This is a genomic window from Streptomyces sp. NPDC020490 (assembly GCF_044335305.1).
Taxonomy (GTDB): domain Bacteria; phylum Actinomycetota; class Actinomycetes; order Streptomycetales; family Streptomycetaceae; genus Streptomyces.
In genome coordinates this window covers 193,932-204,235 of the sequence record NZ_JBIRUY010000011.1, presented here as the reverse complement: position 1 = coordinate 204,235, position 10,304 = coordinate 193,932, and the positions used below count along the sequence as shown (strand labels likewise).

At 70.8% G+C, this 10,304-nt stretch carries 11 protein-coding genes and 1 pseudogene; 6 read left to right on the top strand and 6 right to left on the bottom strand.

The genetic code is table 11. From position 1 onward, the window contains the following. From ACH4ZX_RS14705 to fdxA, 3 genes and pseudogenes are all read left to right on the top strand, one after another. A pseudogene (locus tag ACH4ZX_RS14705) lies at positions 1–1,125 on the top strand (2-oxoglutarate ferredoxin oxidoreductase subunit alpha); the annotation flags it as partial. Continuing rightward, entirely contained in the window at positions 1,115–2,173 is a 1,059-nt protein-coding gene (locus ACH4ZX_RS14700) for a 2-oxoacid:ferredoxin oxidoreductase subunit beta (protein WP_398272127.1), read from the top strand. The pseudogene ACH4ZX_RS14705 and the gene ACH4ZX_RS14700, both read left to right, overlap by 11 nt. Next, positions 2,170–2,490 carry a ferredoxin gene (fdxA, locus tag ACH4ZX_RS14695; protein ID WP_398272126.1) on the top strand — a complete coding sequence of 107 codons (321 nt, stop codon included), beginning with the start codon at positions 2,170–2,172 and terminating at the stop codon, positions 2,488–2,490. Before ACH4ZX_RS14700 ends, fdxA begins: the two co-directional genes overlap by 4 nt. A gap of 28 nt (positions 2,491–2,518) precedes the next feature. On the opposite strand, the gene ACH4ZX_RS14690 is transcribed toward fdxA, so the two are convergent. The 4 genes from ACH4ZX_RS14690 to ACH4ZX_RS14675 all read right to left on the bottom strand — a co-directional run bounded on the left by ACH4ZX_RS14690 (position 2,519) and on the right by ACH4ZX_RS14675 (position 6,008). Next, positions 2,519–3,298, bottom strand: a complete 780-nt coding sequence (locus ACH4ZX_RS14690) for an exodeoxyribonuclease III (RefSeq protein ID WP_398272124.1) — start codon at positions 3,296–3,298, stop codon at positions 2,519–2,521. Between the two features lie 73 nt (positions 3,299–3,371). Further along, a complete protein-coding gene (locus tag ACH4ZX_RS14685; RefSeq protein ID WP_398272123.1) occupies positions 3,372–4,007 on the bottom strand; it encodes an MBL fold metallo-hydrolase in 636 nt (211 codons plus the stop codon). Between the two features lie 178 nt (positions 4,008–4,185). Beyond that, positions 4,186–5,487 carry an alpha/beta fold hydrolase gene (locus ACH4ZX_RS14680; protein ID WP_398272121.1) on the bottom strand — a complete coding sequence of 434 codons (1,302 nt, stop codon included), beginning with the start codon at positions 5,485–5,487 and terminating at the stop codon, positions 4,186–4,188. A 32-nt stretch (positions 5,488–5,519) separates the two neighbouring features. Continuing rightward, entirely contained in the window at positions 5,520–6,008 is a 489-nt protein-coding gene (locus ACH4ZX_RS14675; protein ID WP_398272119.1) for a transposase, read from the bottom strand. Here ACH4ZX_RS14675 and ACH4ZX_RS14670 point away from each other — a divergent pair. Beyond that, positions 6,000–6,305: a hypothetical protein gene (locus ACH4ZX_RS14670; protein ID WP_398272117.1), complete on the top strand. Its 306-nt coding sequence runs from the start codon at positions 6,000–6,002 to the stop codon at positions 6,303–6,305. The genes ACH4ZX_RS14675 and ACH4ZX_RS14670 overlap by 9 nt on opposite strands. 370 nt (positions 6,306–6,675) lie before the next feature. Here ACH4ZX_RS14670 and ACH4ZX_RS14665 read toward each other — a convergent pair whose 3' ends face one another. After that, positions 6,676–6,804 carry a hypothetical protein gene (locus ACH4ZX_RS14665; protein WP_267911787.1) on the bottom strand — a complete coding sequence of 43 codons (129 nt, stop codon included), beginning with the start codon at positions 6,802–6,804 and terminating at the stop codon, positions 6,676–6,678. Further along, complete coding sequence (locus tag ACH4ZX_RS14660; protein WP_398272115.1) at positions 6,801–7,940, bottom strand: PucR family transcriptional regulator; 1,140 nt, start codon at positions 7,938–7,940, stop codon at positions 6,801–6,803. The genes ACH4ZX_RS14665 and ACH4ZX_RS14660 overlap by 4 nt, the downstream gene beginning before the upstream one ends. Before the next feature lie 87 nt (positions 7,941–8,027). Here ACH4ZX_RS14660 and ACH4ZX_RS14655 point away from each other — a divergent pair, with 87 nt between their 5' ends. Together ACH4ZX_RS14655 and ACH4ZX_RS14650 are read left to right on the top strand one after the other, a co-directional pair. Continuing rightward, on the top strand, positions 8,028–9,083 hold the full coding sequence (locus tag ACH4ZX_RS14655) for a ferredoxin reductase (RefSeq protein WP_398272114.1): 1,056 nt from the start codon (positions 8,028–8,030) through the stop codon (positions 9,081–9,083). A gap of 7 nt (positions 9,084–9,090) precedes the next feature. Continuing rightward, a complete protein-coding gene (locus tag ACH4ZX_RS14650; RefSeq protein WP_398272112.1) occupies positions 9,091–10,209 on the top strand; it encodes a fatty acid desaturase family protein in 1,119 nt (372 codons plus the stop codon). Positions 10,210–10,304 lie beyond the last annotated feature (95 nt).

The window sequence follows — 10,304 nt, the reverse complement described above, 5'->3', positions numbered from 1 at the left end:
TACGGCCTGATCGCCGCCTCCCGCCAGGCCGACCTGCCCCTCTTCCTCGGCTCCTACCCGATCACGCCGGCCTCGGACATCCTGCACGAACTGTCCCGCCACAAGAACTTCGGCGTGCGCACCTTCCAGGCCGAGGACGAGATCGCCGCGGTGGGCGCCGCCCTCGGCGCCGCGTTCGGCGGCTCCCTCGCCGTGACCACGACCTCCGGCCCCGGCGTCACCATCAAGCAGGAGACGATCGGCCTCGCCGTCTCGCTGGAACTGCCGCTGCTGATCGTCGACATCCAGCGCGGCGGTCCGTCCACCGGCCTGCCCACCAAGACCGAGCAGGCGGACCTGCTGCTGGCCATGTACGGGCGCAACGGCGAGGCCCCCGTCCCGGTCGTCGCCCCGCGCACCGCCGCCGACTGCTTCGACGCGGCCGTGGAGGCCGCCCGCATCGCCCTCACCTACCGCACACCGGTCTTCCTGCTGTCCGACGGCTACCTGGCCAACGGCTCCGAGCCCTGGCGCATCCCGGACACCGACGAACTGCCCGATCTGCGGGTGCAGTTCGCGCAGGGCCCCAACCACACCCTGGCGGACGGCACCGAGGTGTTCCGGCCCTACAAGCGCGACCCGCACACCCTCGCCCGCCCCTGGGCGATCCCGGGCACGCCGGGTCTTGAGCACCGTATCGGCGGGATCGAGAAGCAGGACGGCACCGGCAACATCTCCTACGACCCCGCCAACCACGACTTCATGGTCCGCACCCGCCAGGCCAAGATCGACGGCATCGGCGTGCCGGACCTGCAGGTCGACGACCCGCACGGCGCGGCCACCCTCGTCCTGGGCTGGGGCTCCACCTACGGCCCCATCACCGCCGCGGTCCGGCGCCTGCGCGCCGCCGGCGAACCCGTCGCCCAGGCCCACCTGCGCCACCTCAACCCCTTCCCGAAGAACCTCGGCACGGTGCTGCGTTCCTACGAGCGCGTCCTGGTCCCCGAGATGAACCTCGGACAGCTCGCCCGGCTCCTGCGGGCCGGATACGCGGTCGACGTGGAGTCGCACACCCAGGTCAACGGCATGCCGTTCAAGGCGGAGCAGCTCGCCACGGCCCTCAAGGAGGCCCTCCATGCCCACTGAAGCGCTGTCCCTGGTCCCGAGGAGCGAAGTCGCCCTCGCGGCGAAGGACTTCAAGTCCGATCAGGAGGTGCGCTGGTGCCCCGGCTGCGGTGACTACGCGATCCTCGCCGCGGTCCAGGGCTTCATGCCGGAACTGGGCCTGGCCAAAGAGAACATCGTCTTCGTCTCCGGCATCGGCTGCTCCTCGCGCTTCCCGTACTACATGAACACCTACGGCATGCACTCCATCCACGGCCGCGCCCCCGCCATCGCCACCGGCCTGGCCACCTCCCGCCGCGACCTGTCCGTCTGGGTCGTCACCGGCGACGGCGACGCCCTCTCCATCGGCGGCAACCACCTCATCCACGCCCTGCGCCGCAACGTCAACCTCAAGATCCTCCTCTTCAACAACCGCATCTACGGCCTCACCAAGGGCCAGTACAGCCCCACCTCCGAGACCGGCAAGATCACCAAATCCACGCCGATGGGATCACTGGACGCCCCCTTCAACCCGGTCTCCCTGGCCCTCGGCGCCGAGGCCTCCTTCGTCGCCCGCACCATCGACTCCGACCGCAAGCACCTCACCGACGTGCTGCGCCAGGCCGCCGCCCACCCCGGCACCGCCCTGATCGAGATCTACCAGAACTGCAACATCTTCAACGACGGCGCCTACGACGCCCTCAAGGACAAGCAGCAGGCCCAGGAGACGGTGATCCGGCTGGAACACGGCAAGCCGATCCGCTTCGGCGCCGACCGCGGCAAGGGCGTGGTCCGCGACCGGACCACCGGCGACCTGAAGGTCGTCCCCGTCACCCCCGACAACGAGAGCGAGATCCTGGTGCACGACGCCCAGTCGGCCTCCCCGACCACCGCGTTCGCCCTGTCCCGCCTGGCCGACCCAGAGACCCTGCACCACACCCCGATCGGCGTGTTCCGGTCCGTGCGGCGGCCGGTGTACGACACGCAGATGGCCGACCAGCTCGACACCGCGATCGAGCAGAACGGCAAGGGCGACCTGGCCGCCCTTCTCGCCGGCAACGACACCTGGACCGTGGGGAGTTCCTCATGACGTACGTGATCGCCCAGCCCTGCGTCGACATCAAGGACAAGGCCTGCGTCGACGAGTGCCCCGTGGACTGCATCTACGAGGGGCCGCGCAAGATGTACATCAACCCCGAGGAATGCGTCGACTGCGGGGCCTGCGAGCCGGTCTGCCCGATGGAGGCCATCTTCTTCGAGGACGACGTCCCGCAGGAGTGGTCGGCCTTCCGCACCGCGGACACGGAGTTCTTCGCCGAGCTCGGCTCCCCGGGCGGCGCCGGCGACCTCGGCCCCGTCGAACGCGACCACCCCGTCGTCGCCGAACAGCCCGTGCCGGCCGCCTGAGGGCGCCGCCGGGGGCCGGTGCGGCCGGCTACACGTCGAGGTCCACCACCACCGGCGCGTGGTCGGACGCCCCCTTGCCCTTGCGCTCCTCACGGTCCACGTAGGCGTCGGTGACCGCCTTGGCGAACGGCTCGTTGCCGTAGACCAGGTCGATGCGCATGCCGCGGTTCTTGGGGAAGCAGAGCTGGCGGTAGTCCCAGTAGGTGAACGGGTGGTCGTACTTCAGGGGCCGCGGCACCACGTCGGACAGGCCCACCTCGCGCAGGGCGCTCAGGGCGGCCCGCTCGGCGGGGGTGACGTGGGTGGAGCCCTCGAAGGCGGAGACGTCGTAGACGTCGTCGTCGGTGGGCGCCACGTTGTAGTCGCCGAGCACCGCGAAGGGCCTGCTGCCGCCCGCGTCGCCGGCGACCGCCGCCTTCAGCGCCTCGAACCACCGGAGCTTGTAGGCGTAGTGGGGGTGGCCGACCTCGCGTCCGTTGGGCACGTACACCGACCAGACGCGGACCGGCCCGCAGGTCGCCGAGACGGCGCGGGCCTCCCGCTCCCCGTCGTAACCGGGGTCGCCGGGGAGGCCCTTGACCACGTCCGCGAGGCCGACGCGGGAGAGCACCGCCACGCCGTTCCACCGGCCGGTGGCGTGCACTGCCGCCTCGTAGCCCAGCTCGCGCAGCTGGTCGAGCGGGAACTGCTCCTCGGCCAGCTTGGCCTCCTGGAGGCACAGGACGTCCGTGCCGCTGCTCTCCAGCCAGGCCAGCAGCCTCGGCAGGCGGGCGGTGATCGAGTTCACGTTCCAGGTCGCGATGCGCATGCCTCACAACCTACCGGGCGGGTACGACAACCCGTCCGCCCCGCCCGCCCGCGGCACCGGTCCCGGGATCCGGCTAGACGTCGGCCGAGTCGCCGGGGGCCATCCGCAGGTGCTCGGCACCGCCGAGCGCCCCGATCTGGCGGTCGTAGATGGGGCGGGCGAGGTCGGTGAGCAGGGCGTCGTGGACGTCGTAGGCGCGCCGCGGCCCGACCTCGCGGACGTAGTCGATGACCTCGGAGATCTTGTTCCAGGGGGCCATCACGGGGAGCATCAGCGTCTCCACCGGCCGGTCCGGGACGGTGAGCGCGTCGCCCGGGTGGAAGACCTGCCCGCCGTCGATCAGGTAGCCGACGTTGGTGATGCGCGGGATGTCCGGGTGGATCACCGCGTGCAGTTCCCCGTGGACCTGGACGTCGAAGCCGGCGGCGTCGAAGGTGTCGCCGTGGCCGACGGTGTGCACCCGGCCCGGGAAGGCGGCCGAGATCTGGTCCGCGACCGACTTCAGCGTCCAGATCTCGGCGGCCGGGTTGGCCTCCATGGCGGTCCGCAGCCGGCCCTCGTCGAAGTGGTCGGGGTGCTCGTGCGTGACGAGGATGGCGTCCGCGCCGACGGCGGCGTCCTCCTCGCTGAACCCTCCGGGGTCGAGGACGAGCGTGCGCCCGTCCTTCTCCAGGCGCACGCAGGAGTGGGACATCTTCGTGAACTTCATCCGTCCATCCTGCCCCGTCGCCCGGCGGCCGGGGCGGCCCAGCCTGGCGCTCCGGCCACCCGGGCCGCGACCACCGCCCGGCCCGCGACCACCGCCCGGCCCGCGACCGCTGTTCGGCCCGCGACCGCTGTTCGGCGCGCAGCCACCGCCCAGCCCGCGACCACCGCCCGGCCCGCGGTCACTGCTCGGGAGTGGTCTCCTCCCGGACGACCTGCCGCGCCACCTCGAAGGCGCGCCCGGCCGCGGGCACGCCGCAGTAGACGGCCGCCTGCAGGAGGACCTCCTTGATCTCGGCCGGGGTCAGACCGTTGCGCAGCGCGGCGCGGGTGTGGGCGGCGAGGTCCTCCAGGTGGCCGCCCGCCACCAGCGCGGTGAGGGTGATGCAGCTGCGGGTGCGGCGGTCGAGGCCGGGCCGGTCCCAGATCTCGCCCCACGCGTAGCGGGTGACGAAGTCCTGGAAGTCTCCCGAGAACTCATCGGCCTGGGCCAGCGCCCGGTCGACGTGCGCGTCGCCGAGCACCTCGCGGCGCAGCTTGATCCCGGCGTCGTAGGGGTCGGGCCGTTCCGCCGGGTGCGCGGGCGCCGCGGCGGCCGGGGCGATCTCGGCGATCGGCGCGGACCGCGCGGGGGCGGCCGGGACCGGCGTAGCGGGGGCCACGGGAAGGGCCGTCCCGCCGGTGGGGGGCTCGGCCGGGCCGGCCTGCCAGGCAGTGGAGAAGTGCCGTACCAGCAGGTCGGTGACGGCGCCGGGCTGCTCCACCGGTACCAGGTGGGAGGCGCCCGGCACCACGGCGAGCCGGGCGTCCGGTATGCCGGCGACCAGCGTGCGGGCCTCGGCGGGGCCGGTGACCTGGTCGTCGGAGCCGACGAGGACCACGGTCGGCACGCCGATGCGGCCGAGTTCGTCCCGCGCGTCGAACGCGGCGAGCGCCTCGCAGGCGGCGATGTAGCAGCCGGGGTCGGTGGTGCGCACCATCTGCACCGCCCACTCGGTGATGGCCGGCTGGGCGGTCGCGAATTCCGCGGTGAACCAGCGGCCGGGGGACGTGCGGGCGATGGGGTCGAGGCCGTTGGTGCGGACGATCACGCCGCGCTGGCGGAACTCGTCGGCCGTGCCGAAGCGGGGCGAGGCGGCGACCAGCGCCAGCGAGGCGAGCCGCTCCGGCCGGCGCAGGGCCAGTTCGATGCCGATCGCCCCGCCGAACGCGCATCCCGCGTAGCCGAAGCGCCGCACGCCGAGCCCGTCGAGCACGGCGAGCAGCCGGGCCGCCAGCTCGGGCACCGAGCCCGCCGGGTGGGCGGGAGAGCCGCCGTGCCCCGGCAGGTCGAACCGGAGGACGCGCCACTGCTTCGCCAGCTCCGGAACCTGCCGGTCCCACATGTGCCAGGTGGTGCCCAGTGAGGGGCCCAGGATCAGGACCGGAGCGTCTTCTGGCCCGTCAAAGCGGTATTGCAGGGTGTTCGGTGGCGTCTCACTCACGCCCCAGACCCTCTCACGTCTCACGGACGCCCCTATAACGCGGGATCGGTAGATGCCGTCCTGACCAGGCCGAAGACCTCTCGGGCGGCATACTGCTTGAGGCATCGGATGATCTCGTGTCGGGCCTTGCCCTCCTGGGTGCGGCGTTCGTAGTACGCCTGGGTGCGGGGGTCGTGGCGCAGCCGGGTGAACACGATGCGATGCAGGGCGGCGTTCGCCTGACGGTCGCCGCCGTAGTTGAGCCGGCGCGTGCTCCGACGGCCCGACGAATACTCGACGGGGCTGACTCCGCAAAGCGCAGCAAAGGATGCCTCGGTGTTCAGCCGCTCGGGGATCCTCAGCGGCGGCCGGCCACACCGGGCGAGCGAATGGGCCGACGCTCCCGGCCGCCCCTCGAAGAGCAGCTCGCCGAGATCGCACAGGAGGTCACACTTCGCGGCGAAGCCGCCGAACGCAGACGCCAGGACGAGGCCGAAGCGGCACGTCAGAAGCGCATCCGCTGGGAAGCCGCCATGGAACAAGCCCGCATCCGGTACGCGGAGGCGTACCGCGTCAGGCACCTAGAAGCTCAGGAAGCGGCATGGCGCCACGCCACCCGACTGACCCAATACGTGAGCACCGTACGCACGCGGGTCGAGGACATGCCTCCGGGCCAGGCCAGAACCGACGCCGAGGAATGGATCAGCCGGGCAGCGGCCACCGTTGAGCGCCTCGACGCATTGAACACACCGCCCCGGCTGCCCGACATTCCCAAGCCACAAGCCGACGACCTGAAACCCTTCCTCGGGCACTGGAGCCCTTACGGTCCCACCTGCTGAACGCCCGCACCGCACATTGTGCGCCCACAACCGCAGTTCAGGAGCTCTTCGCGACCAGTTCAACCGCGGCACACCGACCTGGTGGGTCATCGGAAGGATGTCGACCTGAGCGATCTTCGGAAAACCCGAGGCCAGATCCCATTTCCTGGCCCATCGCCATGCATCTGGGTGCCCAGGGAGCCAAACGGGCGTCGCGGCCGACAGTCCGCCCTTTCAACCCGGTCGCTCCAGCCTTCGCCAACGCCCTGCTCGACGCGACCGGCGTCCTCCTCGGCCAACTCCCGCTCAGCCGCGACCGGGTGTGGCTGGTCGTGCGAGACGCGGGCCTGGCGGATCGGCAGGTGGGCGACTCGTGGTGGAACGCACCCTGTCAGCCGACCTGCTGCACCTTGATCGCGTCGCTCACCCGAACCGTCCCGGCTGCAAGGACGTCCAGGTAGACACCGAGCACGATGCCGGGATCCGCCGGGAGTTCGTGGACGGTCGAAGTACGCGTCAACTGGCCCGAAGACCGACCGCCAGCGTCAGTTCAAGGACCCGGTGTGGCGATGCGAGATCCGGAAACAGCTCCCGCAGCTGCGACATCCGGTACCGGACTGTCTGGGGATGGACGAACAACGCCGCCGCCACCTCGTCCCGCCTGCCCTGGTGCAGCAGCCACGCCCGCAACGTCTCCTCCAGCCGCCGTGCGGTCGCGACAGGCAAGCTCCGCAACGGTGCGAGGGCTCGGACACGCAGGTCTGCGAACGCGCCCACGTCGGCGCTCAGCACCAGCTCGGGCAGGTGGTCCTCAGTGTCGCGGATATCAGAGGAGAGGGAGCGCGCGCGTACGGCTCGTGCGTACGAGGCCGACGCACGAGTCCATGGCCGGGCCGGGCCGACCACGGCGGTGCGGTCGGTCAGCTGCCGCAAGAGATGTGATCGGTCGGCATCGGGGACGAGCAGCACACCGGTGGCGTCCGGCAGATCGTCGAGGACGAGGGTGCTCGGGTCGAGCGCGCGGTAGGCAGGCCGGGCCTGGGCGGCGGGCAGCAGGACCGCCGTCAGCGAATGCGGAGGCTGCCATCCGGCCCGTTGAGCAGAGGCCAGCAGCACGTCCGGGCTCACGCCGGCGAGGAGGTCGCGGGCCAGGTGTTCCAGGTGGCGCTCGTGGGCCCTGCCCCGGGCGGCCAGTTCGTCGGCGTGGCCCGCGGCGCTCGCGGCGGAGAGCTCGTCGATGTAGGCGAAGGTCAGCTCGGCGAACTTGGCGACCTCGGCGGCGGGCAGACCTGCGGACACGGCGCCCGCTGCCAGGCATCGCCAGGCCACGCGGGCGCCGACGCGGTAGGCGCTGAGCAGGGCGTCCATCGAACGGCCGTCGCGCACCTCGCCGCGGCCCAGCTCGTAGGCCGCGTCACCGCCGTCGCCGCCCGTGGCGTTCCCGCTCGCGAGGTCCAGGTAGTGCCCCAGGGCGGTGCGGACGGCTCGGCGGATGGTGCCGCCCATGCGGCCCGAAAGGGCGTTGGCGTAGGGAGGGACCTCGTCGATGATCGCCTGGACGACCTCGTCGGCGGTGGTCTTCAGCGCGGCCCGAAGTGCGGTGACCGTCGTCTCATCCAGGGCCAGTTCGCTGGCCCTCTGGGTTACACGACTCACGTTTTTATTCCCTGCGAACAATTCCACCCACCAGATTCACGTCCTACGGTCAGGACTTTACGCCCTGAGACGCAGCAAGCTGGAGTCATGACGAGTGCAGCCCTCCGCAGCAGGGCGTGGAAACTGCTGGAGATGGTCACGACGCCGCTGCTGCCGTCGGACTACCTCGACCTGGTCAGCCCACTGCGTGCGGGCGCCGACCTGCGTGGGCGCATCGAGGCCGTGCACCCCGAGACGGATGACGCCGCGACTGTCGTGATCAGGCCGGGACGGGGCTGGCGCGGCCACACAGCCGGTCAGTACGTGCGGATCGGGGTCGACGTCGACGGGGTGCGCCTGTGGCGTGCCTACTCCATCACCTCGCCGACAAACCGCCAGGACGGCCGCGTCACGATCACCGTGAAGGCGATCCCGGACGGCAAGGTCAGCAACCACCTGGTCCGCAGGGCGAAGCCGGGCACGCTGATCCAGCTCGACCAGCCGACCGGTGACTTCGTGCTGCCGGAGGTCAAGCCCGCCAAGGTGCTCTACCTGACGGCCGGCAGCGGCATCACGCCCGTGATGGGCATGCTGCGCGACACCGAGTTCGACGACGTCGCCATGGTCCACTGCGCGCCACGGGCGCAGGACGTGATCTTCCGAAACGAACTGCACGATCTGGTCGCGGACGAGAAGCTGCGGCTCACCGAGGTGCACACCGACACGGACGGCATGCTCGACATCGCCCGTCTCGACGAACTCGTGCCCGACTGGGCCGAGCGCGACACCTGGGCCTGCGGGCCCGCGGGCCTGCTCGACGCCGCCGAAGAGCACTGGAGCGGGCACGGCGTCCAAGTGCGCCTGCACACCGAACGCTTCCGCCCCAGCATCGTCGTCGCCGGCGACGGCGGCGAGGTCACGTTCAGCGCCACCGGCAAGACCGTCGACTCGGACGGCGCCACGCCGTTGCTGGACGTCGGCGAGGAGGCCGGCGTGCTCATGCCGTCCGGGTGCCGTATGGGCATCTGCTTCGGCTGCGTCACGCCGCTCAGGGCGGGCGCCGTCCGCGACCTGCGCACCGGCGAGATCACCGAGGCCGAGCCGGGCGTCCTCATCCAGACCTGTGTGTCCGCCGCGGCGGGCCCTTGCGACATCGAACGGTAGGAGAGCCTTGACCGCCATCGACCCCACCGCCCACCTGACGGCGGAGCAGATCGAGGAGCTCGGCCGCGAGCTGGACGCGATCCGCGACGAAGTGATCGCCGGACGCGGCGAGAAGGACGCCGCGTACATCCGTAAGGTCATCTCGGCGCAGCGCAAGCTGGAGCTGGTCAGCAGGGGCGTACTGCTGTTCTCGTTCTTCCCGCCGGCGTGGCTGCTCGGCACCGCCGGTCTGTCCGTGGCGAAGATCATGGACAACATGGAGATCGGCCACAACGTCCTGCACGGCCAGTGGGACTGGATGCGGGACCCGAAGATCCACTCCACCACCTGGGAGTGGGATCACGTCTCGCCGGCCGACCAGTGGAAGCACTCGCACAACGAGCTGCACCACACGTACACCAACGTGATCGGCAAGGACAACGACCTCGGCTACGGCATCATGCGCGTCGACGAGGACCAGAAGTGGCACCCGTTCCACCTCGGCCAGCCGCTGTGGAACTTCATCAACGCCTGCTTCTTCGAGTACGGCATCGCAGCGTACGACCTGGAGCTCGGCAAGAACCTGCACAGGCGCCGCCGCAAGAACCCGGAGTTCCGCGCGCGGGCCAAGGCCGTGGGCCGCAAGATCCGCAAGCAGGTGCTCAAGGACTATGTGATCCACCCGCTGCTGTCGGGCCCGTCGTTCCTCACCACGCTCGCCGCCACGTTCACCGCGAACCTGGTCCGCAACATCTGGTCCCACTCCGTGATCATGTGCGGGCACTTCCCCGAGGGCGTGCAGGTCTTCGAGCGCCGGTCGGTCAAGGACGAGACGCGCGGCCAGTGGTACCTGCGCCAGATGATGGGCTCGGCGAACATCAGCGGCAGCAGGGCCATGCACTTCATGACCGGCAACCTCTCGCACCAGATCGAGCACCACCTGTTCCCGGACCTGCCGAGCAACCGGTACGCCGAGGTCGCGGTGAAGGTGCGCGCGCTGTTCGAAAAGTACGAGCTGGAGTACGTCACCGGACCGCTGCCCAAGCAGGTGTTCTCCGCGTGGCGCAAGGTCTTCCGGCTCTCGCTGCCGAACAAGAAGCCCAAGGTCAAAACGCCGGACCGCGAGCAGGAGCTCGTCGCCGCCTGATTGTTACCGGGCTGTCCGCGTTTCTGATGCCCGTGGCCGTCATGTTGCTGCTCGGGCGGCAGGTCAGCTGCTGGAGGTGCTGCGGGATGCCCGGC